Source organism: Bacillus suaedaesalsae, from assembly GCF_016890225.1.
In the GTDB taxonomy this organism is placed as follows: domain Bacteria; phylum Bacillota; class Bacilli; order Bacillales; family SA4; genus Bacillus_BS; species Bacillus_BS suaedaesalsae.
The window spans coordinates 203,897-227,186 of sequence record NZ_JAFELM010000016.1; the positions used below are offsets into that span (position 1 = coordinate 203,897).

Genomic DNA, 23,290 nt, shown 5'->3' on the forward strand with positions numbered 1-23,290 from the left:
AAATGTAGAGTGGGGGAAAACCTATTAACTTTTCTTTATCACATAATTTATGATAATGTACTGTATGAGATTAAAACATGTTTTTGATATAATTCATATTATTTCCTATTAACTTATAACTAAACTGGAGTGAACATTAATTGAAATCAAATAAGGCACTACCACTTCTTTTTACCGTTATGTTTCTGGTCATGGTTGGATTTGGAATTATTATTCCGGTCATGCCATTTTACGCAGAAACAATGGGGGCATCTCCTACACAATTAGGCTTACTAATGGCTGTCTATTCACTCATGCAATTTCTTTTTGCTCCGATGTGGGGGAAGATCTCCGATCGAATCGGTCGTAAGCCTGTTATTATGATAGGAATTTTTGGCCTCTCTCTTTCCTTTTTCTTAATGGCTCTCTCTACTGAACTTTGGATGCTGTTTGTGGCACGTATCATTGGTGGATTTTTATCCTCTGCCAATATGCCGACTGTCATGGCCTATGTTGCGGATGTGACAAGCGAAGAGGATCGCGGTAAAGGGATGGGGATTATCGGGGCATCTGTTGGTCTAGGATTTATTTTTGGACCCGCAATCGGTGGGATTTTCTCAAACCAAAGTTTAAATCTACCTTTTTATTTAGCTGGAGCATCGTCATTACTAACATTTCTACTCGTTACTCTACTGTTAAAAGAATCTTTGACACCAGAGGAGAGAGGTACTCAAGCTAGAGAAAGATTGTCACTCTTAAAAGCTTTAAAAGAACCTGTTTCGATATTATTTATCTTACAATTATTCGTTTCTTTTTCATTATCTGGATTAGAAGCTACATTTGCATATTATGCGTATGAGAAAGCACAGTTAGGGTCGAGAGAACTTGGATATATATTTATGATTATGGGATTTGCAGGTGCACTTGTACAAGGTGGTCTTGTCGGTAGATTAACTAAGCGATTCAGAGAAGGTATCGTTATACAAATTGGTACACTCATCTCTATGGTTGGCTTTGCATTGATATTATTTATAGATAGCTTTGTTACAGCAGCCATATTTTTAACCATATTTGGTGTTGGGAATGGATTTATCAGACCAAGTGTTTCTTCTTTGTTAACGAAAACATCGCAGGCAGGGCACGGAAGTACAACTGGAGTCCTTTCTTCATTTGATTCTTTAGGTAGAATCCTAGGTCCGCCAGTCGGAGGATTGTTATTCTCACTTTCTATTGGCTTACCGTATATATCCGGCATTATTTTTTCAATTATTGCTTTCTTATTATACCGTGTTTACTCTACAAAAAGAATGAAGACAGTACAGCCTTAGCTTAAACAAAAGGAGAGTTAGTTCATAACCACTCTCCTTTTGTTTATCCTCATTTCCAAACAGTTGGTTACATTTTCATTTATATATATGATAAATATAAGTTTCATGGAGTTAGATTATTTACCTACTTAGTTTTTTGCACCATAGCCAGTACACTTTTCGAGATGATTACAGCGTCTTCTTATCTTCACTTCTTTAAGTATCATAATTGGAAGCCGATTTATTCATTACCAGTGTATCTGATTGTTCAACCATTCACTATTTTATTTTTCATTTAATTCAACATTTGCATAAGGCAAAAATAAAAAAATTCCCCGATTAAAGAGAATTTTATTTTAAATTTACAACTTTTAAATTTTGTTCTTTAAAATACTCTAGTATTGTTGGTAGGGCATCTACTACATCCTGAGATTCATGTAACAAAATGATGGAACCCGACGGATTGGTGTTTTTTATATAATTTATAATTGAATCTGGATTTCGATTTTTCCAATCCTCTGTATCTTTGTTCCATAACACCACTTTATGCTGTAATTTGTTTAAAATTTCCTCAGTAATACCATTTTTTGAGCCGTAAGGTGGTCGAAACAGTACAACCTCTTCTTCCGTTAAGGATTGGATAAGCTCAATAGAAGTAACAATTTCATTCTCTTGTTCAGAGTATGATAGATGCCTTAAATTGGCATGATGCATGGAGTGACTACCAATTGAAAAGCCATCTTGATGAATAGACTTAACATAGCTTGGGTACTTTTGGGCACTCGTCCCAATAAAGAAAAATGTACCACCAGCATTATGTTCTTTCAGTATTCTAGCAATCTCTAATGAATACTTTGATGGTCCATCATCAAATGTTAACGCCACATGGCCGTTTGCCAACTGGTAATTCAACTCTTTTTCAAGCGTGTAATCTAATGGATTCATTTTTATCTCTTGCTCTGTAACAGTTGTCGTGCTTAATACTTCGGTTGTGTTTTCTACCTTTTGAATCTGTTCCTTTTCTGCCTTTACGTATTGTTCCTTCGGCAAATTCGTTTCATTCATAATAGAATGACTAGAGTAGCCTAAAAGTACAGTTAAGACCGCACTAAGTAATGCTAGCGAGAACCACGGTGCCTTTCTCGTATTTTGAGGAACTATCGTTGGTGTATTTACAACTTTAAAGGTTTCTTCCTCTTCAAATGATAGGAAGGGCAGCTGAAGAAACTCATCAGGTGTTCTTAGTTCCTTTAGAGTCATGAGTTCATTAGCGTAATTCTCCGAACAAGTAAACTGAATATGTTCACTTTGATCACGATATGTTTTGGTTATTGTACTCAAACAATTATATTTACAAGTTAGCGACAATCTATATTTACTACTTGTATCCCTCTCTACAATGCTCAGCATATGTTCAGCTGTCAAACTATCAATCTTCCAATTGATAAGTCTATCAACGTCATACCAAGATGCTCTTATGATTAGATGGGGCACTTCTTCTATTTTCTCTATAGATACTAACTCTAATACTTTCCCCTGATAGATAGACAATTCAATACACTCTCATCTCTATTGTTGTATGATTTTTGCTTTATTTAGTAGGAGGAGAGAAAGATATGCGTTGTGTAAACTCGTTGATCGTTTGCAACAATTGTTCCTTTTCTGCATGCACTTTTTCATATCTTTCTTGATTGTTTTGATTTTCAACTTCTAATTCACGAATACGTTCTTCTAGCTCTGTATTTTTAAGCATCGCTTGGTATTGAGCCTGAGTTGCTTCTTCTGTAAGCTTGTTATACTTTCTAACTTCTTTCTCTAGTTCGGTTCTTATGTTATCTGATTCACTGTTTGAAGTGTTTTGGTATTCTTTATAATCTTCTAGAAGTTGGTCATAACTCATCTGTTTATCTGTTAATTTACTTTCTAGTAGACTAATTTCACTAATTTTTTCTTGCAATTGTTGCTCTTTCTTCATAAGTTCTTGCTTTAAACGTGTGACAGATTCTTTTGTAGAATATAATGAATCTTCTAATCCTGTGTTTTTATACAGAATTAGTTGTCGATCCTTGAGCATATTTTCTAATGCTACAATTAAGTCCAAGGACACTTTATCTTGATTTTCTTTTGTGAAAACAGACTTAGTACTTACTGTATCCACTTCAATTTCCTCAGTGCTTTCTTCCTCAATTATGGTCTCTTCTATTACTTCAATCGCTTCTTCTTCCGTTACAGGACTTGAGAGTATCCCTTTAAACCAGCCCTTTGGTTTATTCGTTGATTCTTTTGTCACGATCTTTTCCCCCAGATTTTCTATATAAATATAATAAGGATAATAGTAATAGGATATAAGCTACGAATCTCATAAAATGACAAAGTTCATCAAAATCCCTAAAATATTCCTACCTTTATTTTAGTTCTATGTAGAAATAAGTCAACTTATGTCCTATGAAATAGTTCATTAGTAGTGTGAAATTGTTAGTTTAATATATATGGCCAAGGCAAACAAATTCTACTATATTGATTCAGTAATGTAACAAAGCCCAAGAACAAAAGGTGCAGGCGCCCGTTTAGTCTCGGGAACCTTTGACCTCAGGTGGGCTGGGTTTTGGAGCTGGATGATGAATATGCCACCCTATAAGATACAATTTAGAATTTTATACTTATTGAATTTAAAAAAACACCCACAAATGTGTGGGTGCAAAGTTTATTGTTTAATTGTTCGTTTTAGAAACTCTCTTGTTCGTTCTGCAGTTGGATGATTAAAGATTCGCTCTGGGCTTCCTTCTTCGGCAATTACACCTTTATCCATAAACACGACGCGGTCTGAAACTTCCTTAGCAAATTCCATCTCATGTGTCACGATAAGCATCGTTAAACCAGTATGAGCAAGCTCCTTCATAACCTTTAACACTTCACCGACCATTTCAGGGTCTAATGCAGAGGTTGGCTCATCAAATAGCAATACATCTGGTTCCATCGAAAGTGCTCTTGCAATCGCTACACGTTGCTTTTGTCCGCCAGATAATTGTCTAGGCTTCGCATGAATGTATTGGTCCATCCCAACAACCTTTAAATACTTCAATGCAACTCTTTCTGCCTCTTCTTTTGAACGCTTCAATACTTTCACTTGTCCAACAATACAATTTCCTAATACATCGTGGTTATTAAACAAATTAAAGGATTGAAAAACCATTCCCAGCTTCTGCCGATACATGTTAATATCATGCTTTCCATCTAATATATTCTCACCTTTGTAGATGATTTGGCCACCACTTGGCTTTTCAAGTAAATTAATGCAACGCAGAAGAGTCGATTTTCCTGAACCAGAAGAACCTATGATACATACCACTTCTCCTTTTTTAACAGAGAAATCTATATCTTTAAGCACCTCATGCGATCCAAAAGATTTACTTAAGTGTCTAATTTCAATGATGCTTTCCATATCGCCCACCTCCTTTACTTTTCGAGTGTCTTTCCTTGTACTTGGGCTGTATTTAACATGTAATTATCAGGTCCGTCTAATCTTTTTTCAATATAGGCCAAGATTCTTGTTACAGTAATTGTCATTACTAAGTAGATAAAGCACGCAATGAAGAATGATTCAAAATATCTATAGTTATTCCCTGCAATCGATTTTGTTTGGAAAAATAATTCTGTAACCGAGATTACACTTAGTACAGATGTATCCTTAATATTGATAACAAATTGGTTACCAGTAGCTGGTAAGATATTTCGAATCACTTGTGGTAGTACCACATTTGTCATCGTTTGAAAATGATTCATACCTAGAGCACGCGCCGCCTCAAACTGCCCTTTTTCAATGGAAACAATGCCTCCACGCACAATTTCAGCCATATATGCACCTGTATTGATTGAAACAATAAATACAGCAGCTAATATACGGTCCATATCAATTCCAAATGCTAAGGCTGAGCCATAAAAGATAACCATGGCTTGAACAATCATTGGGGTTCCACGGAAAAATTCAATATATATAGAATGAATAGCATTTACAACTTTAAGAATCGTTCTTTTCAAACCTTTCTCAGGCATTGGAATAGTACGTATAATACCAATAAATAGACCGATGGTTGCACCTATTATTGTACCAATTAGAGAAATCAAGAGAGTCATTCCCGCTCCACGAAGGAACATTGGCCAGTTCTCTGAAAATATTGTAATAATCCACTCAACACTCATTTCTTATCCCTCCTTCTTAGTAAATACTTGGCTAGGCCCAAGTCTTCAGACGCAGGCATTTGCCTCAGTTTTACTTATGCGTTAAGCAAGTTGTATACTTTCTTATTAGTAAAATATAAAACCGGCCCAAAAACTACAGCCGGTTTTATTTCTTTGATCTTATTTTGCTGCAGGTTGATTTTTAATCGCTGCATCCATAATTGACTTTTGATCTTCTTTTGAAATACCTGCTAAAATTTCATTGATCTTTTCTGTTAACTCACTATCTTTTTCAAGGCCAACAGCAATAGCTGTATCCTCTGGAGATGTTTCAAATCCTTCTGTAAATTCTACCATTGCAAAGTTCTCGTTAGCGGCAGCAGCACTTACACCTTCTGGACGTTCAGATACATATCCATCAATTACACCAGATTCTAACGCAACTCTCATAGCTGGGAAGTTATCCATTGCAGTTTGCTTACTCACACCTGTAATTTGATCAATAACTGTATAGTGGAACGTATTTAATTGGGCAGATACTTTTGCACCTTTAAAATCTTGAATCGATGTTGCATTTTCATACTTGCTTCCTTTTTTCACTACCATTACTAGATCTGATTCATAGTAATTAATAGAGAAATCAATTGTCTTACTACGTTCAGCTGTTGGAGACATCCCTGCAATAATCGCATCGATTTTCCCTGAAGTTAAAGCTGGAATTAAACCATCCCATTCAGTTTTAACAATCACTAACTCTTTACCTAAACCTTCTGCAATTTTCTTCGCGACCTCAACATCATAACCACCTGCATATTCTGCACTACCATCAATCTTTACTCCACCGTTTGAATCATCGTTTTGCGTCCAGTTAAACGGTGCATATCCTGCCTCAAGTCCAACCTTAAATGTGTTATCATCTCCGTTTGAACCACATCCTGCTAATAACACAATTCCAAAGATTGATAGTACGAATAACATCATTAATTTTTTCATTTCTTTTCCCCCTATTTTTTATATATTTTATGTGTGCTAACAATAGGTTAGTAGGTAATTTTTACAAATAAAAAACGACCTGAGATAAACTCAGGTCGCAATATGTATAATTGCCCTAAAGTCCTCTTCTTTTCCCAAATGAGATAGCACAACTTAAGTAAACCGGGTTGTTTACTTAAGACAGTCCTGCAGCTATTAACTACAGACCCAGCAAGTAATAGTGAGGCTAAATACTTGCTTCGGCAATATTCCCTTCTCATTAGAATCCTAGCTCCTCTGGCTCTTCTAAAGACTGTTGAACATCGCACCTCTACCTCACTGTCAAAAGTGAGGTCTTATTCAATTAATTTACACTACTAAGCCTACAATACGATGCTTTTTCTGTCAATCTAGCATTTTGTAATAACTTAAAACGTATTAGATATTTAAAATATGAATATACGGTGAGACCTATTGTAGTAGACAATCAAGTATAATAAAAGCGGCAATAATTACCACTATTGTTTCAGGGAATTTTGTTTCTCATGATTAATTAGCCACTCTTTTCTCCAAAGCCCCCCTGCATATCCTGTAAGTGTTCCGTTTGAACCAATGATTCTGTGGCAAGGCACTGCAATGCTAATTTTATTTCTACCATTTGCACTTCCTACAGCACGGATAGCCTTTTCATTTCCTACTTTCACTGCAATTTCTTTATAAGAGCCTGTTTCTGCGTAGGGAATGGTAGTAAGAGCTTTCCATACTCCTTTTTGAAAATCAGTACCATTAAGAACATATGGGAAGGTAAAGTCTTGCCTTTCACCTTTAAAGTATTCATCTAACTGCTCATAACACTCTTGTAAAACCTTAGGTGTATTCTTCGTTAAATGATTCACGACCGAATCGCCTTCAACGAATAAAATGGACTGAATTTCAGCTTCAGTTCCTATAATTTCAATTACTCCAATAGGTGAAGCATAATCTAGTTTATGATGTTCCATATAATGACCTCCAAAGATAAAAGACGGCATAAGCTTTATACCCTTTCCAATTTACAGCAATCTCCTCAATTTCTTGAATCGTTGGCTTTCGGTTCAGTTCCAACTGTTGCTTTAAAGCTTGATGCAATCCAACATCTGAGATTGGAAAGGCATCAGGCTGATGAAAGCATTTCATTAGCACATAATCGGCTGTCCAAGCCCCTATACCTCTTAATCTAATTAATGTTTCTTTCATTTGAGTGTAATCATTCATTTCTAACAGTTTTATTTTGGAAAGTTCCTCAGTCGCCATGATGTTTGCAATTCCAATTACATATTCTGCCTTTCTCTTTGAAAATTGTAACTCGGTTAAATCTTCTAATTCAATAGCAGCAATTTTCTCATAGGTTGGAAAACACCAAAAGGTTTCCCCGTTGTACATAAGACTTTCTCCAAACACTTCTACAAACCTCTTTTTTAATGTATAAGCAAAGGTTAAATTAATTTGTTGTCCAATAATTGCCCATGTTAATGCCTCAAACAAATCAGGAATACAAATGATTCGGAGCCCATCATACTGAGAGGAAATAGGACCCAAAATGTCGTCACCGCTCGCGGATTTTTTAAACTGGGACAACTCAAAGTCAAAGTCAAACCATTCCCAAATATAATTCACTACCTGAATACGGAAGTCCTTATCGGGAGTCTCTAATGGAAAATCAACATAAAGGACATTATTTTGAAACTTTATTCTAAATAGAACTAACGTTTGATCCACCTTTAACAATTTATATATCATTTGTTCCCGAATTTGATAGAGCACTTCTTTATTTGACCTGCCTAGGAACACTAAACATTCATCATAATTAAACTCTTGGGGAGGAAAAATTTCTATATATGTTTCACCGTCATGCCAATTCATCTTGTTTACTCCTTAAATGATCTCGGAATTCACCTGGTGTACAATTATGAATTCTTTTAAATACCCGATAAAAGTTAGACGTACTTTGGAATCCTACTTCATAACATATCTCAAGATTTGTTTGGTCTGTATATTTGAGTAGATGAACAGCTTTATCCACTCTAATTTTCTCCAAATAAGATCTCGGAGTTTCCCTCGTCTCCTGCTTAAATAAACGTTCAAGATAATAACAACTAACACCTACATGGTCTGCAATATCTTGTAAAACTAACATTTGCCTATGATTCTTCACTAGAAAGGCAATTACATTTCGGACAATCGCTATATGCGGTGAATATTCAACCTCAGGTTGACACCTTTTACAGGCACGAAAACCCGCTTCTTCTACTTCTTTCATGTCAAAGAAAAATTCCACATTAACCTTTTTCGGCTTCCTAGAACGGCAAGATGGCCGACAATAAATCTTTGTTGTCTTCACAGCTGTATAAAATAAACCATCATACGTGTTGTCACAATTTATAATTTTTTCCCACATCTCATCAAATGAAAGCTGCATGGGATTAACCACTCGTTTCACATCCAATCATGTTCACCTCTATTTCATCATTATACTTATATTAGCAATTCGTAAACATTTTTTTCGTCCTCATTCTTGCTGTTATGGTCTTAATAAATCAAATCGCCCTTGGCTCACCTTGGCTAATAGCAAATGTTATGAGAGAAACAGATTTTTTCATATTCTATTTCTATATTTTTGTAGTAGTGTTCATAAAATTAGTTCATCATTTCAGGATAGAGAGTTTGAAATTGACATACAAGTTATGTAGGTTATTATCATTTATATAGAGGATATTTCGAGGTGGTATACCATGAAAGAAGAATTAATAGAAATTATTGAACTCGAGTTGGCTTTTCTTGGTCGACATATCATTTCTGTTGCCTCAAATGGGACGTTAGATCGAGCAGCCTATTTATTATTACATCAATTACAAGCACAAGGTGCTATCGGTGTAAAAGCACTCGCATCATCCTTACGGCTAGATGTTTCTACCGTGAGTAGACAAGCTTCCTCCCTTGATCAAAAGGGATATGTAATAAAGGTGTCAGATAACTTTGATAGAAGGGCTTATTCCTATCAAATTACTGATTTAGGAAAACAAGAACTAAACAAATATAAAGACAAACGTATAGAAAAAATTAAAGAATTGCTAGCTGATTGGGAAGAAAACGAACAACAATCATTCGGCAGTTTACTCATGAAATTTAATAAATCATTGAAAAAAGAATAATAATAACAACTTAAAGTGTAGACTAAGTGATGAACTTGGACTACACTTTTTAAATTGGCTATTAAAAATTATGAACCGGACGAAATTTTACTTCCCAGTTTCAACTTCATCTTCCCATGCTAGCATTCCACCAGTCATATTCGTTACATCAAAGCCATTTTCCGTTAAAATTTCACACGCCATACTACTTCTCCCACCCGAACGGCATGCAATATAGTAATGTTCATTTTTATCAAGTTCATTTAAGCTAGTCTCAATATCTCCTAATCGAATATGACGCGCTCCCCGAATCTTGCCAGCAGCTACTTCATCATCTTCACGAACATCAATAATATTAACCTTTTCACCTTGTTTTATTTTTTCAGCAAGTTCTGTTGTTGAAATTTGGTTCATTTGAAATTCCTCCTAAAAATAATATGTATCTTTTATTATTCCAAAAGAGATTGATTTTATATAGTCTCAGTAGCATACAAAAAAAGCGTAGAACAATTAGTTTACACTTAAAATCTAGTTATTGATTAAGAACAATTTCTACCTCTTGTTTTTAATTATGTCCAAACAAAAGGTATCGAGTTTATCAACCATGATGTCTATGGAGTCCCTGATCGTTTCCATTAACATCTAATAGTAAACTTACTGTAATGTCCCTTCATGCTTTCACACCTCACGTCTTTTATACTACTACCTATGTTAGCTTAGGTGATTTTTAAATTTATGATAGATAAGGAATAGTAAAAAGGTCTAAATTTGTTAAAAATACATAATAGATTTACGAGATAAAGGAAGTGTCTAAAAATGGATTTTCTTCAAAGTCAGGAATCACTTACTGCCATAGAATGGATTCTTCGTGCTGTTATCGCATTTTTTGTTTTATTACTTGTTGCAAAAGTTCTAGGACAACGGGCAATTGCTCAATTAAGGCCACTTGATTTTGCTATAGCCATTGTTGTTGGAAACATTCTTGCACACCCACTATCAGATGAACGTCTTGGATTAAAGGGGTCTGTAATCACAACCATGGTTTTAGTAATTTTATATCTTATTGGAATATGGATGATTCTAAAATTCCCCTTGTTTAGAAGGCTCCTTAACCCTCCACCCATTACCCTTGTAAAGAATGGAGAAATCTTAAATAAAGGTCTAAAAAAGGCACGCATTTCTATTGATGTGTTATTGGAAGAATTACGGGAAAGTAAAGTTGAGGATATAAAGAAAGTAGCACTAGCCATGTGGGAAGCAAATGGAAATTTATCAGTCTTTTTAGATCCAAAGTATGAGCCACTTACTCCATCTGATTATCAAATGCAGAAACCCCCTTTTGAGTTACCAATTACAATTATCAAGGAAGGTAAGATTAATCTGAAGGATATAAAACAACTACAAAAGGATGAAGAGTGGGTGGTCTCCAGATTAGATCTGTTATATCAGACTAAAGTAGAAAATGTTCTATTAGGTACCTTGGACACAAAAGATAACTTGATGGTTTTTTTATATAAGTAACAAAACGAGGCTTACCCCCCTTTCTATATAGGGAGATATAAGCCTCGGCTATTTGATATCTATTGATGATTTTGTTTTATTTTAATTAAAGTATACAACCCTATTATATTGATTGAGTTAACATATATATCGGTAATCCATACAGAAGTTATATTCCTCTGATACCTCTATCCACCCAATATTTAAAGAGAGAAGAGTTCGAACAGAGACAATCACTATGGAGTTAATAAACCATAAAATTAAATAATCTATCAACGTAAGTTGTTAGTTTGTACCCAAAATATAGACGTAATGATCCATGCAATCACAATAAAAGTAGTTAATATCATTGATTTTATCCTTTTTTCAAATTACTAATATTATGGGTCATGTAGGAAGATAGATACATTATGAATAATATTAACTCTTTTCTACTAAAAAACTAAGTCTACAAAATGGAATCTTCCTTCATCTATATATTCTCCTAAATTGAAAGTGATCTTATTAGTAAATATCGGCCCATCAAATGCAAAAGTATGAAACTCTCCATTCTCACCACAAGGATCTGCTTCAGTTGGTAACTCATGTATGAAATTCAAATCTATAATTCTTCCAAGAAAATTAGTTGAAAGTATCTCCGTATCTATGCATGTTGTAATTGTTTTAAATCCAATTGCCCAAAATTCAGATACCAATTTTTCAGTATTAAATCCCCAAAGAGGAAATACAGCTTTCATACCTTGTGCGGAAACTAATTGCTCCCGATATTTCCTAACATCCTTTAAAAATATATCACCAAACATAACCGTATGAATTTCCTCTTTTTTTAGTTCCCTTAATTGTTCAACTAGTCTTTCGTTATAAATTTCATTTGAGCACTCCTTAGGAATGTACATTTTCCTTAAGGGAAACCCAAGGCTTTCTGCTTGCTTCTCTAGTAAACTTTCTCGCACACCATGAATACTAATACGATTAACATCTTCTGTAATTGTAGTAAATAAGGAGTCAACCATGTATTGATCACTTTGTAACAGTATGTAAAGTGCAAAGGTACTATCCTTTCCACCACTCCAAGAAACAGCAATCTTTTCTTTCATTTTCCTCCACCTCCTATATCCTTACTTTATTCTAGTTGAAAGATAATGAAAAATGGAAAGATTTCTAAAATCTCTCCCTTAACTAACATGTTTAAGCGGTAGGTTTGTTATGCGGCAAGGTCTGTCGATGCTTTTCGATTAATAAATAAGGTTAATAGCTTTTTACCCTGAACTTCCCATTATAATCCTGATATTTGAAAACATGGTATTAAATGGGGATAGCCAATTGCATACTAAAAAAGGAACCTTTAATCTAAATAAGATTAAGGTTCCTAGTTTTGTAGTTAGAGGTTGCCGTTATTCGTTTTTTCATCCAATGTATGAACTAACACTGGTTCCTCTTCAATTAACTCAAGTGATTTCGCAGTTGATGTGTGCAGTTCTTTGAATAACTCTGGATTTTTCACAAGTGAAACGCCATAGGACGGGATCATTTCTTTAATTTTCGGTTCCCATCCTTTCATCTGCCCAGGGAAACACTTTTCTAATACTTCAAGCATAACGTGAACAGCCGTTGATGCACCAGGAGAAGCACCAAGTAGTGCAGCTACTGATCCGTCAGTACTACTTACCACTTCCGTACCAAACTGAAGGGTCCCTCTTCCTGCTTCCGTATCTTTTATAACTTGCACACGCTGACCCGCTACTACCATTTCCCAATCTTCCGTCTTCGCATTGGGAATAAAGTCACGTAATTCTTCCATGCGCTTTTCATTAGATAATAATACTTGCTGAATCAAATATTTAGTTAGTGACAATTCTTTCACGCCAGCAGCTAACATTGTTAGGATATTATTCGGTTTAACTGAGCTGATTAAATCAAAATTAGAGCCTGTTTTTAAGAACTTTGGAGTAAACCCAGCAAATGGTCCAAATAATAGCGCTTTCTTATTATCTATAAATCTTGTATCAAGGTGTGGAACTGACATAGGTGGAGCACCAACCTTTGCTTTTCCATATACCTTTGCATGGTGCTGCGCGACTACTTCTGGATTTTTACATACCATAAATAACCCGCTAACTGGGAATCCTCCTATATGCTTGGACTCTGGAATACCAGTCTTTTGTAGTAACGGTAAACTACCGCCACCACCACCGATAAAAACAAACTTTGCCGTATGATATTCTGTCTTTCCGCTATCAAGATTTTGTATCTTCAGTTCCCATAAGCCATCTCTATTACGTTTAATATCCTTTACGATGTGCTTGTAATTGACTTCCACATTTTTACTCTTTAGGTGATCAAATAGTAAACGTGTTAATGCACCAAAATTGACGTCTGTTCCTGAGTCAATCTTTGTTGCTGCGATTGGTTCATTTGATGTACGCCCTTCCATAATTAACGGAACCCATTCCTTAAGCTTTTCTGGATTTTCTGTATACTCCATCCCTTGAAATAGTGGATTGTTAGATAGCGCCTCAAATCGTTTCTTCAGGAATTCGACATTTCTCTCACCTTGAACTAAGCTCATATGAGGAATAGGCATAATAAAATCTTTTGGATTACGAATCATCTTCTTATTTACAAGAAAGGACCAAAATTGTCTTGATAATTGAAACTGTTCATTAACCTTTACCGCTTTATCTATATCGATAGACCCATCTGCTTTTTCATTTGTATAATTTAGCTCACATAGTGCCGCATGTCCTGTACCTGCATTATTCCATTCGTTCGAGCTTTCTTCTCCCGGACTGCCTAGCTTCTCAAATACTTTGATATCCCACTCCGGTACTAATTCTTTTAGCAGAGAACCCAAAGTTGCACTCATGACTCCAGCACCAATTAAGATGACATCTGTTTTTTTCTGTAAGTTACTCATGATAACCTTCCTTATCCCCTATATTTGCATAAAAAGAGTAGCCGCTCCTGCTAAAAACCGTAACAAGCATCGCGCCACCTGTAATTTTTTAAACCGTTTCCATATAACCATATCATAAATCTATTATAAATATTTATAGATTGAAATATCTACTATTATCTGATAATTATAAACTACTTTGAGCCGATATTAAAGTGAGAAGTACTTCCACAAGTATACCGAAATATTGAGTATTCAGTTAGGTATTTGTAACATAAATTTATTAATTCACTCCTTAGATTGCTTACTATATATTATTATCTATTTTCATTACAGGTGCTTGGTTCCGCGCATTTACAGGTAAACTGCAAGTTGTTTTGTACTATTTTCACCGCTCACATAGGGATAAAAGTACCGTATCATTAGTTAGATATATCAGATTACAAATAAAATATGTAAAAATTTAGTATTTTTACAGGAATCGACAAGTTCTGCAATATACTATGTAGTAAATTGGTAATAAAGGTATATTTTTTAGGGTATTATGGAGGGTTTAATATGGAAATCACTTTAAAACATGAAAGTAGTACTATTAACCAATCCAGAAAGAGACCAAGTAAATGGTATAAAAGTTGGAAGTTTGTGACGGGTAGTTTGTTTATTCTATTGGCACTTATATTTGGGCTAGTTAGCATTTACCAAGCTACTCACTTTAATACCAATATAACAATTAATCATATAGAAGTTGGCGGACAAACTAAAGATGAGGCATTGGTAAGATTGCAATCATCGCTCTTAACAAATGATATTTATATTGGAAACGAGAAGATTCTTGATGGGAAGGAAACAAAGATGCAGTTCACAGACAGTGATTTGGCTAACCTCAAAGATTTATTAAAAAGTCAGAAGACTGTATTTCCATCCTTTAAGAAAAAGAATTATACATTGTATCCAGGGAAAGAGGACCCTTATCGCACGGTTACCATGAAAGCAGAGTTAAAGCAAAAATTAATCACCATGAATTACAGTCTATCACCTCCCAAAGATGCACAAGCAATACTGAATCAAGGAAAAATAACAATCGTCAAAAGTACGAATGGAACGCAATATGATGTTCCTGCTCTATTGAAGGAATATGACAAACAAGAATACACTAGTGAAATTCATATGAAGTCCATGTACATACAACCAATCAGGGAAGATAGCCTGGTAATTAAAAATGAAGAAAAGAAATTACAAGAGTTTCTGAATCATACTGTCGATTATAAAGTTCAGGATCAGGTTTATACATTAAAAGCTAACGAACTTATTCAAAATGCTATCGTGACCAAAGATATGCAAGTATCCATAAATCCGGACACTTTGCAAAATAAAATCACGGAGATTAATCACTCTAGGTCTACATTAGGGAAGGATTTCACCTTCAAAACCCACTCAGGTCCTTTGGTTTCTGTTAAAGGACAAGGTTATGGTTGGGCACTTGATATTGAAAGTGAAACTTCACTTGTTCAAGAGGCCTTTGAAAAAGGAGAAAAATCTATTACAGCAGCAAACGTACATGGAAATGGATGGAATAAAGAAGGATATGGATATGAGGCAATTACCAATAACGGCATTGGGGATACATATGCTGAAGTCTCAATCAAAGAACAACGTATCTGGCTTTATAAAGAGGGCAAACTAGTGCTAACCTCCAACGTCGTAACAGGTAAACAAAGTACAAACCAAGATACACTAAAAGGTGTCTGGTATATTCTTTACAAAAGAACGCCATACACACTTACTGGAAGTACTGCAGGAAATCCTAATTATGAAATTGATGTAGACTATTGGGCACCCTTTACGAACAGTGGGCAAGGCTTTCACGATGCTAGCTGGAGAAGTAATTGGAGAAGTAATGCCTATCTAACAGCTGGGTCAGGTGGTTGCGTTAACGTACCGCCTAACGTTATGAGGGCTGTTTATAATAATCTTAGTGTTTATGAACCGGTAGTGATTTATTAAGGCTGTTTTGGTTTAGACTGTTGTTTTTCTAACAAGTTTTGAAACAGGAAGTTAGTAAGGTTTTGAGGCATCTTTTCGTCAAAGCTATGAATGTTTCACCGATATTGATTATTAAAGATGCTTAAAATTAATTAATGGTAACATGGTATGAAATTTAGATAGACACCCTGGAGATCAAAGTGATTCCCAGGGTTCTGCTATAGTTGAAATCTATTAACCCTTTCCTTATGATAGAGTTCTACCTGCCAAAATGAAAATGAGTTTTATTTGAGAACTTGTCCGTTATGAGACTTCTCATGATAAAGCAACCATTCCCTCTTCCCTAACCTCCAATATAACCATTTTTCTCATTAGTACTCCCTAATTCTCTGATCGCCATTTCATTTCCAATATACTCCCTTATTCCTTGTACCCTGTTGGTTCAGTGGAAATAAGAAAACCATATGTTAATAATAACTATCGTTTTGGAAAACCTAACTTAAAATAGAGAAGAATGGGGGCAAAAAAATGGTAGAAAGTCCAAATACAAACAATAAGACTTTTTGCATGAGTGAATATGATGTATTAAAACGAGTCATCCTTTGTCAGCCTCAATATATGACGATTCGCGAAGTGATCAATGAAACACAGGAGCATTTTAAAAATGAAGGTATACATATTGAACGGGCTCTTAAACAGCACGATGAATTTGTCAAAACACTAAAGGATCATGGTATCGAGGTTATTTTATTACCGTATCATAAAAAATATCCTGAACAGGTCTTCACACGAGATGTTGGTTTCACACTTGGCCAGACCATCTTCGTTGCTAAGATGGCAACAGAAGTTCGAGCAGGAGAGGAAAATGTTCTAAAGCAATGGCTAGAGGATGAAGAAATCTCTTATTATAATTTAGCTGAAGAACTCATTGAAGGCGGAGATGTAGTGATCGATCGTGAGACCATTTACGTGGGGCTGAGCAACCGAACCGATCAAAAAGCAGCAGACCAATTACAACGTCTATTGAATCAATTCAATGTTATTCCCATCCCATTTAAAGAAAAATATCTGCATTTAGATTGTGTATTTAATGTTGTTTCATCTGAAGTGGCCATTATATACCCTGATGCCTTAACGCAAAAAGACATTGATTTTTTTGCTTCCCGCTACGATTTAATTGAAGTCTCAGAAGAAGAACAATTTCAATTAGGTACAAATGTTTTAAGTATCGGAAACAAACGCGTATTAAGTTTGCCAGTCAATGAGAATGTAAACAAACAACTTCGAGCCCGAGGCTTTCAAGTGATTGAAGTTGATATTACCGAAATCATTAAATCTGGTGGATCGTTTCGTTGTTGCACTCTTCCTATATTAAGAGAAAACTATTAATTGAACATATAACAACCCTGACTTTATAGGATCAGGGTTGTTATATGTTTTTTTAGATGTAGAATATATCTACATATATAGCAAAAAATCTTTTATTTATGATACGTTTCTCGGTTAGTACAGCTTTTCTTGCCTTAGCTATCTCTTGATCATAATCAAACAAATTGATTTAGTGTTTTAGAAAGGAAGATTTAGATTATAAATTTTATCTAATCTATTAATCCCATTCGAAACGCCCTAGAAATAATTTGTGTTCGATTTTTGGCCTTGAGTTTAATCATTAGTTTTTGAATATAATCACGAATCGTAAATTCACTTAAAAACATCAGCTCAGCCATTTCTTTGTTACTATATCCCTCTGATAAAAGATGAAGAATACCTAATTCTTTCTCTGTGAGATCTAAAGGATATTTCACACCTACCCCCATTTGCTTACGAGCTAAATACATGCCAATACGGATACCAACTTGTTCTAGTACATCTAGTTGTAATTTTGAACAGTCAAAAGTGTCTCCCTGTTGGTCTAACGTCAGCCAACCATATAATTGTCGCTCGAAAGTGATAGGAATGAAAATGATTGAAGATAGGTTAAATAACTCTATTGCTGCTTGTTGGACATAAGGATCAGGCTTTTTTAAAAATAAAGGCTTCTTTAAAGAGAATACCGGTTCCGATTCAATTTTCCCTCGCATTAATTGTACCTTTGATAATTCTTCACCAATGGCTCCTGAAAACTCCTTTAACCAAGGATTATAACTTAAAAAGATACATCTTTTAAAACTAAATATTTCTTCAGTTCGTGTTAAGAGATATGGCAGATCTTCCGTACCGTTACATTGAATAAGAATTTCACTAAATGCATCTAATTTTTTCATATAATCTTGTTTTATATCAATGGAATTAGGAGGATCCTCGATCCACGCTAGATACAATGACGTTACCTTACTAAGCAATTCATTATGAAATAATAGCAACTCTTCTTCATAAGGATGATGGAGTTGAGATAAGACACTCTTGAATGAATCAAATACAATCACTTGGAACGTATTTGATTTAGTAATGGGCATGTCATTACTGTGCATTTGTACCCAATAATGCAGGGCATCTTCTTCAATTTTTGTATTTTTCATTTGAATCATTAAAAATGCAATAAACGCCGAAATGAACTGACGAAGCTTCTCCTTCTGTTCTTTATCGATTTCAGGATTATTTTCCAATCGCACCATTGAGTTCTTCAATATTTCAGATCGGTGTATCTTATAAAATAGTAAATATTGAAAATCAATTTTCTTCATTTTATACCTACATTCATATATTTGTTTTTATTAAAATTACCTACAATTTTAGGTTTATTATGCCACAATTGTTTACTAGAATAAACAGTGGAGATAATAATTGAAGTATTCAATAATTAAAGGAGAATAGACTATGAACTTTAAAAATATTTTGGTTGCTGGTAGTGGTGTTTTAGGAAGTCAAATTGCATTCCAATCTGCATTTTTTGGTTACAATGTAACGGTTTATGATATTAATGAAGACGCAATTAACCTTGGAAAAGATCGTATATCAAAATTAAAACCTGTTTATGCTAACTATTTTAATGACGAGGGGAAAGCAAACGCTGCGCTTGAAGTGATCTCATACAGTTCTGATTTAGCCGAAGCAATGGCAAATGTTGATTTAGTCATTGAAGCAGTGCCTGAACGTATCGATATTAAACAAGACTTCTATCAAAAGCTAGCAGCTGTTTCACCTGAAAAGACTGTTTTTGTATCAAACTCCTCTACGATGCTTCCTAGTCAATTCGCAAGTTTTTAGCACTACACTTTGCAAATTCAATCTGGCAAAATAACACTGCCGAAATTATGGGGCACCCTGGAACAGATAGTCAATATGTAGAAATAGTAACAGACTTTGCACGTTCAATTGGAATGGTTCCATTTGTTCTAAAAAAAGAACAACCAGGTTATATCTTAAACACATTATTGGTACCATTCTTAAACGCAGGATTAACTTTATGGGCAAAGGATATTGCAGACCCACACACTATTGATAAAAACTGGATGATTTCAACTGGTTCTCCAAGAGGTCCATTCGGTACTCTAGATATCATTGGCATGGAAACACCTTATAATTTGAATAGAGCACGTGCCGAATTAGATCCATCTTATGGAGTAATTGCAGATAAATTAAAGGCTAAAATGATTGATAAAGGAAAAATGGGAATTGCTACCGGAGAAGGCTTCTACAAATACCCAAATCCTGAATACAAAGATCCTAATTTTTTAAAGCAGAATTAGTATTAATAATGAACCCCCTTTTTTAGAATAAAAGGGGGTTTTGTGTACAGAGGAAACCATATTTCATTTTACTTGTGATACGGTTCTCTTTGATGGAAATGATATTTTTGATGTATGTAATATAAGTTTCCTCACCAATACCCGTAATATTTTTTAATGAATTCCTATTACTTCTTTGGAACTGCCTTTATCCCTACCACTGTAAATACATCATTCAGACTGATTACTTTTGAAAACTTTAAGTTACTTTTTGGAAAAAAGCCTTCCTCGTTATAATACCTTTTCAGTAAATATATCGTTACGTTCTAGGGTGTTTCTTTTCCAAAATGTTAGAAAGCCAAATGTTTGCAGCAAATACAACCAAATAAACCATAAAGGATAAAGACAATTTCCACCCAGTATAGGTAAAAACATGAAATTTCACCGAAATCCATTCTAGAGCAATCGCAACCCCTGCCCAAAAAACAATATAAAAAAGAAGCTTTAAACTCTTTGGTTTGTATTGTTGATAGAAGTTTACTACAAAATAAGGAAGTGTAGGGTACGTGACAAAGTGCAATATTACATCAAATAATTCATGTTTTTTATGATCAATCGTAAAGTAAAAGTCATTTGGTTTTACACTAATGGTAATATCAGCTAACAAAGCAAGGAAAACATTAAACGTCCAAATAACATTTATGGTAATAACCGACAAACGTCTAGGTAATAGAAACAAAAGGACCAAAGTAAGCACTGTGGAAATGATTATAAATACTTCATTTGCATCAAATCTCTCAGGAAGGGGTAGAATCATGCGTTTCACCCTTTTCGTCTCTATAAATACGTTTTTCTAAATAAAAGGAGTAGATAGCCAATAATAAGATAATTAGAAAGTATCTTATATATCCATAAAAAATATTCCAATGTACCCATTCCAAATAGTTAATTTGAACAAAGTAGATTTCAATGGAAACAAGTGCTGTTAGGAAGATGAAGAGATAAATAAGTTTACTAAAAATAGTTCTCTTAGAGAACAAAATATAAATGAACCATAAAAGTAATGCTGGCTTGAGTGACAGCTCAGGAATTTTTTGTGTCCAAAAAATTAATTGACTTGAGGGATCTTGCTTTGTTAATTCTAAATTCAAATTAATGATGACACCTGTATTTGTAATAAGTATATTGGATAAAAAATAACAACCCAAGACGTAAGCTACATTCCTTTTCTTCATCAAAATGTACAAAGAAGTAAAGGATAAAATTGCTAAAAATAGAAAAAGCCACACCGTTTTCATAGTAGTCACCATCTTAATTTCATATGCAGTTATTTTGCACTTAAAGTGTGGAAAATACACGGTGTATAAAGAATATTAACATGCTAAACTAACCGAAATGATGGCATGTAATTATTAATTTTTATTCTCAAAATTTAAAAACCTCTTTTACTTATGGTACGGTTCCCCCCGATTAATCCGAAACGCTCTATAAATCTGCTCAACTAAAATCAACCTCATTAACTGATGCGGAAAAGTCATCTTTGAGAATGATAGCCCCTCATCTGCTCTCTTCATTACTTCGTCACTAAGTCCAAGTGATCCACCAATGACAAAAGCCACTTTACTCTTACCATATGTTGCTAGTTTATCTAAGTCTTCAGCTAATTGTTCGGAGGATTTCATCTTTCCCTGTATCACCAAGGCAATGACATGTGCGTCTGGGGATATCTTTTGGAGAATTCGTTCACCCTCTTTTTGTTTGATTTGAACCATTTCTGCTTCGCTTAGATTTTCTGGTGCTTTTTCATCTGGCAGTTCAATGATTTCGACCTTTGCATAGCTTGCCAGTCGCTTTATGTATTCTTCAATTCCTTGTTTTAAATACTTTTCTTTTAATTTTCCTATTGTGATAATTGAGATATTCACAAGAACCTCCATGTTACAAACAGTTTACAAACAACTTATCCACAAAAGTTATCCACATATTCACAATTTCTATCCACATATTGTGTCAGAATAGGTGTTCGCTACAACATATATCGCGTTATTTTTACAATATTCACAGGTTGTTGATAACTTTTCTTCCTCTGATAATGTATTAATTTCAGGTGCTATTTCGTGCTCATCTACCATTATATCAATGGCTAAATCGATATGTTCCTTGCAAACCTTTATCACTTTCATTCCTCCAAATTTGTCGTTTTTTCTTATTATACCTTATCCACACCATTATATTTTTGTGAATATAAAGAACAGGCATTTTTTTGCCTGTTCTAATAAGAATCTTCGACTAATTTCATCGTTACTTTTTCTTTATTTCCTTGACGGTAAAACGTGACTTCCATCGTATCGCCAATTCTCTTTTGATTATAGAGATGTTTTCTTAAGTCTAATGCGTCTTTAATTTCAACTCCATCTAGTGCAACAATTACATCATATTGGTTTAATCCTGCCACTGCTGCTGGGGATAGTGGTGAGACTTCATCAATATATACCCCCGCTTTAACATCCTTCGGCAACTTTAACGTTTGATACCAATGATAACTGGATATATCAGCTAGGTTTTTTAGTCCGATCCCCATATAAGGACGCTTCACTTCGCCGTATCGCTCTAGATCTTCAATAATTGGAAGGGCAATTGACGTCGGGATCGATAATCCGATACCCTCAACTGCTTCTTGAGCAATCTTCATCGAATTGATACCAATTACTTGTCCTTGTATATTAACGAGCGCTCCGCCACTGTTTCCTGGATTTATCGCCGCATCTGTTTGTAACACTTCAGATTGCCAATCCACATACCCATCCCCATCAAAGTCTTGAGGAATGGTGCGTTCTGTCCCCGAAATAATCCCTTGTGTGACAGAACCTGAAAATTGTAATCCTAATGGGTTTCCAATAGCTATTACAGGCTCTCCTGCTCTTACATTTTCAGAGTTACCAAACTCTGCAACAACGTTTATCTCTTTAGCATCAACTGCTAGGACACCAAGGTCTGTAAAAACATCGCTACCTAAAATTTCTGCAGGAATACGTGTACCATCCTTTAAGCTAATCTCAACAGAGGTTGCACCTTCTATAACATGATGATTTGTAACAATAAATGCTTTACCGCCCTCTTTTTTATATATAACTCCTGAACCTGTACCCGCTTCCTGTCCTTCTTCCTCTAACTCATCCCAAAATCCTGAGGTTTGAATATTAATTACACCCACTACTGCTTCTGATACAATATCTACTGCTTTTGTAACTTGTGATGTTACATCTACATTTACCGTTTGACCAGGAATGGCATCACTTGTATCATTCGTAGGACCGCTTATTTCAGGGGCAGCATATTGAGGCACATTCGCACGATCAAATGCCGGTACTGCAAAAATAATCAATAATGCACCTAACACGGCTCCTACTAATCCTGCTATAAAGAAACCGTTACGATTTCCTTTTTGTTTTCTTCGAATATGGTCATAATCTTGATCATAATATCCCACTTACTATTCACCCATCCTCTCATATGTAAAATTAGCTTGTCAGGACGAATACATATACCTACCTATATTTTGTTTATCTTTGCAGAATATACTCCTTACCCAATAAAAAAGGCTAGCAACTTTTAGTTGCTAACCTTACTTCACTA

At 34.8% G+C, this 23,290-nt stretch carries 21 protein-coding genes, 1 pseudogene and 1 riboswitch; of the genes and pseudogenes, 6 read left to right on the forward strand and 16 right to left on the reverse strand.

All coding sequences use genetic code 11. The features are described from left to right. The first annotated feature begins 140 nt into the window (after nucleotides 1-140). Nucleotides 141-1,307 carry an MFS transporter gene (locus tag JR050_RS04200; protein WP_204202256.1) on the forward strand — a complete coding sequence of 389 codons (1,167 nt, stop codon included), beginning with the start codon at nucleotides 141-143 and terminating at the stop codon, nucleotides 1,305-1,307. 330 nt (nucleotides 1,308-1,637) lie between these two features. On the opposite strand, the gene JR050_RS04205 is transcribed toward JR050_RS04200, so the two are convergent. The 8 genes from JR050_RS04205 to JR050_RS04240 form a co-directional block, all read right to left on the reverse strand. Beyond that, on the reverse strand, nucleotides 1,638-2,837 hold the full coding sequence (locus JR050_RS04205) for a polysaccharide deacetylase family protein (protein ID WP_204202257.1): 1,200 nt from the start codon (nucleotides 2,835-2,837) through the stop codon (nucleotides 1,638-1,640). Nucleotides 2,838-2,877: 40 nt separating this feature from the next. After that, a complete protein-coding gene (locus JR050_RS04210; protein ID WP_204202258.1) occupies nucleotides 2,878-3,576 on the reverse strand; it encodes a hypothetical protein in 699 nt (232 codons plus the stop codon). A 414-nt stretch (nucleotides 3,577-3,990) separates the two neighbouring features. After that, nucleotides 3,991-4,728 carry an amino acid ABC transporter ATP-binding protein gene (locus JR050_RS04215; protein ID WP_239454089.1) on the reverse strand — a complete coding sequence of 246 codons (738 nt, stop codon included), beginning with the start codon at nucleotides 4,726-4,728 and terminating at the stop codon, nucleotides 3,991-3,993. Nucleotides 4,729-4,742: 14 nt separating this feature from the next. Further along, complete coding sequence (locus JR050_RS04220; RefSeq protein ID WP_204202259.1) at nucleotides 4,743-5,486, reverse strand: amino acid ABC transporter permease; 744 nt, start codon at nucleotides 5,484-5,486, stop codon at nucleotides 4,743-4,745. 159 nt (nucleotides 5,487-5,645) lie between these two features. Beyond that, the gene (locus tag JR050_RS04225; protein WP_204202260.1) at nucleotides 5,646-6,458 is read right to left on the reverse strand and encodes a transporter substrate-binding domain-containing protein; all 813 of its coding nucleotides are present in this window, start codon (nucleotides 6,456-6,458) and stop codon (nucleotides 5,646-5,648) included. A gap of 136 nt (nucleotides 6,459-6,594) precedes the next feature. Continuing rightward, nucleotides 6,595-6,779, reverse strand: a riboswitch (Lysine riboswitch). A gap of 176 nt (nucleotides 6,780-6,955) precedes the next feature. After that, nucleotides 6,956-7,438 carry a methylated-DNA--[protein]-cysteine S-methyltransferase gene (locus JR050_RS04230; protein ID WP_204202261.1) on the reverse strand — a complete coding sequence of 161 codons (483 nt, stop codon included), beginning with the start codon at nucleotides 7,436-7,438 and terminating at the stop codon, nucleotides 6,956-6,958. Next, entirely contained in the window at nucleotides 7,425-8,339 is a 915-nt protein-coding gene (locus JR050_RS04235) for a DNA-3-methyladenine glycosylase family protein (RefSeq protein ID WP_204202262.1), read from the reverse strand. The genes JR050_RS04230 and JR050_RS04235 overlap by 14 nt, the downstream gene beginning before the upstream one ends. Beyond that, entirely contained in the window at nucleotides 8,326-8,907 is a 582-nt protein-coding gene (locus JR050_RS04240; protein ID WP_430392852.1) for a bifunctional transcriptional activator/DNA repair enzyme AdaA, read from the reverse strand. Before JR050_RS04240 ends, JR050_RS04235 begins: the two co-directional genes overlap by 14 nt. Before the next feature lie 301 nt (nucleotides 8,908-9,208). Between JR050_RS04240 and JR050_RS04245 the strand changes: the two genes are divergently transcribed. Then, complete coding sequence (locus JR050_RS04245) at nucleotides 9,209-9,628, forward strand: MarR family winged helix-turn-helix transcriptional regulator (protein ID WP_204202263.1); 420 nt, start codon at nucleotides 9,209-9,211, stop codon at nucleotides 9,626-9,628. Nucleotides 9,629-9,715: 87 nt separating this feature from the next. On the opposite strand, the gene JR050_RS04250 is transcribed toward JR050_RS04245, so the two are convergent. After that, nucleotides 9,716-10,021 carry a rhodanese-like domain-containing protein gene (locus tag JR050_RS04250; protein ID WP_204202264.1) on the reverse strand — a complete coding sequence of 102 codons (306 nt, stop codon included), beginning with the start codon at nucleotides 10,019-10,021 and terminating at the stop codon, nucleotides 9,716-9,718. A 402-nt stretch (nucleotides 10,022-10,423) separates the two neighbouring features. Here JR050_RS04250 and JR050_RS04255 point away from each other — a divergent pair, with 402 nt between their 5' ends. Further along, nucleotides 10,424-11,128: a DUF421 domain-containing protein gene (locus JR050_RS04255; RefSeq protein WP_204202265.1), complete on the forward strand. Its 705-nt coding sequence runs from the start codon at nucleotides 10,424-10,426 to the stop codon at nucleotides 11,126-11,128. A 413-nt stretch (nucleotides 11,129-11,541) separates the two neighbouring features. Here the strand turns inward: JR050_RS04255 and JR050_RS04260 are convergent, their stop codons facing one another. Continuing rightward, on the reverse strand, nucleotides 11,542-12,204 hold the full coding sequence (locus tag JR050_RS04260) for a Dph6-related ATP pyrophosphatase (protein WP_204202266.1): 663 nt from the start codon (nucleotides 12,202-12,204) through the stop codon (nucleotides 11,542-11,544). 284 nt (nucleotides 12,205-12,488) lie between these two features. Continuing rightward, entirely contained in the window at nucleotides 12,489-14,024 is a 1,536-nt protein-coding gene (locus tag JR050_RS04265; RefSeq protein WP_204202267.1) for a malate:quinone oxidoreductase, read from the reverse strand. Nucleotides 14,025-14,561: 537 nt separating this feature from the next. Here JR050_RS04265 and JR050_RS04270 point away from each other — a divergent pair. Further along, nucleotides 14,562-16,007: a L,D-transpeptidase family protein gene (locus JR050_RS04270; RefSeq protein WP_204202268.1), complete on the forward strand. Its 1,446-nt coding sequence runs from the start codon at nucleotides 14,562-14,564 to the stop codon at nucleotides 16,005-16,007. A 507-nt stretch (nucleotides 16,008-16,514) separates the two neighbouring features. Continuing rightward, entirely contained in the window at nucleotides 16,515-17,375 is an 861-nt protein-coding gene (locus JR050_RS04275; RefSeq protein WP_204202269.1) for a dimethylarginine dimethylaminohydrolase family protein, read from the forward strand. A 209-nt stretch (nucleotides 17,376-17,584) separates the two neighbouring features. Here JR050_RS04275 and JR050_RS04280 read toward each other — a convergent pair whose 3' ends face one another. Further along, nucleotides 17,585-18,670, reverse strand: coding sequence for a LuxR C-terminal-related transcriptional regulator (locus tag JR050_RS04280; protein WP_204202270.1), 1,086 nt, complete (start codon nucleotides 18,668-18,670; stop codon nucleotides 17,585-17,587). Nucleotides 18,671-18,803: 133 nt separating this feature from the next. On the opposite strand from JR050_RS04280, the pseudogene JR050_RS04285 reads away from it, so the two are divergent. Continuing rightward, nucleotides 18,804-19,675, forward strand: a pseudogene (locus tag JR050_RS04285) (3-hydroxyacyl-CoA dehydrogenase). Nucleotides 19,676-19,973: 298 nt separating this feature from the next. On the opposite strand, the gene JR050_RS04290 reads toward JR050_RS04285, so the two are convergent. From JR050_RS04290 to JR050_RS04305, 4 genes are all read right to left on the reverse strand, one after another. Next, on the reverse strand, nucleotides 19,974-20,471 hold the full coding sequence (locus JR050_RS04290) for a hypothetical protein (RefSeq protein WP_204202332.1): 498 nt from the start codon (nucleotides 20,469-20,471) through the stop codon (nucleotides 19,974-19,976). A gap of 628 nt (nucleotides 20,472-21,099) precedes the next feature. After that, nucleotides 21,100-21,579, reverse strand: a complete 480-nt coding sequence (gene rlmH / locus JR050_RS04295; protein ID WP_204202271.1) for a 23S rRNA (pseudouridine(1915)-N(3))-methyltransferase RlmH — start codon at nucleotides 21,577-21,579, stop codon at nucleotides 21,100-21,102. A gap of 69 nt (nucleotides 21,580-21,648) precedes the next feature. Continuing rightward, nucleotides 21,649-21,831, reverse strand: a complete 183-nt coding sequence (locus JR050_RS04300) for a CxxH/CxxC protein (RefSeq protein ID WP_430392850.1) — start codon at nucleotides 21,829-21,831, stop codon at nucleotides 21,649-21,651. A 95-nt stretch (nucleotides 21,832-21,926) separates the two neighbouring features. Beyond that, complete coding sequence (locus tag JR050_RS04305) at nucleotides 21,927-23,144, reverse strand: trypsin-like peptidase domain-containing protein (protein WP_204202273.1); 1,218 nt, start codon at nucleotides 23,142-23,144, stop codon at nucleotides 21,927-21,929. Nucleotides 23,145-23,290 lie beyond the last annotated feature (146 nt).

Coding starts and splice junctions, on each gene's coding strand:
- JR050_RS04255 (WP_204202265.1), top strand. CDS start 10,424: ATGGATTTTCTTCAAAGTCAGGAATCACTTACTGCCATAGAATGGATT.
- JR050_RS04275 (WP_204202269.1), top strand. CDS start 16,515: ATGGTAGAAAGTCCAAATACAAACAATAAGACTTTTTGCATGAGTGAA.
- JR050_RS04230 (WP_204202261.1), bottom strand. CDS start 7,438: ATGGAACATCATAAACTAGATTATGCTTCACCTATTGGAGTAATTGAA.
- JR050_RS04270 (WP_204202268.1), top strand. CDS start 14,562: ATGGAAATCACTTTAAAACATGAAAGTAGTACTATTAACCAATCCAGA.
- JR050_RS04265 (WP_204202267.1), bottom strand. CDS start 14,024: ATGAGTAACTTACAGAAAAAAACAGATGTCATCTTAATTGGTGCTGGA.
- JR050_RS04225 (WP_204202260.1), bottom strand. CDS start 6,458: ATGAAAAAATTAATGATGTTATTCGTACTATCAATCTTTGGAATTGTG.
- JR050_RS04215 (WP_239454089.1), bottom strand. CDS start 4,728: ATGGAAAGCATCATTGAAATTAGACACTTAAGTAAATCTTTTGGATCG.
- JR050_RS04250 (WP_204202264.1), bottom strand. CDS start 10,021: ATGAACCAAATTTCAACAACAGAACTTGCTGAAAAAATAAAACAAGGT.
- JR050_RS04280 (WP_204202270.1), bottom strand. CDS start 18,670: ATGAAGAAAATTGATTTTCAATATTTACTATTTTATAAGATACACCGA.
- JR050_RS04290 (WP_204202332.1), bottom strand. CDS start 20,471: ATGATTCTACCCCTTCCTGAGAGATTTGATGCAAATGAAGTATTTATA.
- JR050_RS04220 (WP_204202259.1), bottom strand. CDS start 5,486: ATGAGTGTTGAGTGGATTATTACAATATTTTCAGAGAACTGGCCAATG.
- JR050_RS04260 (WP_204202266.1), bottom strand. CDS start 12,204: ATGAAAGAAAAGATTGCTGTTTCTTGGAGTGGTGGAAAGGATAGTACC.
- JR050_RS04245 (WP_204202263.1), top strand. CDS start 9,209: ATGAAAGAAGAATTAATAGAAATTATTGAACTCGAGTTGGCTTTTCTT.
- JR050_RS04235 (WP_204202262.1), bottom strand. CDS start 8,339: ATGAATTGGCATGACGGTGAAACATATATAGAAATTTTTCCTCCCCAA.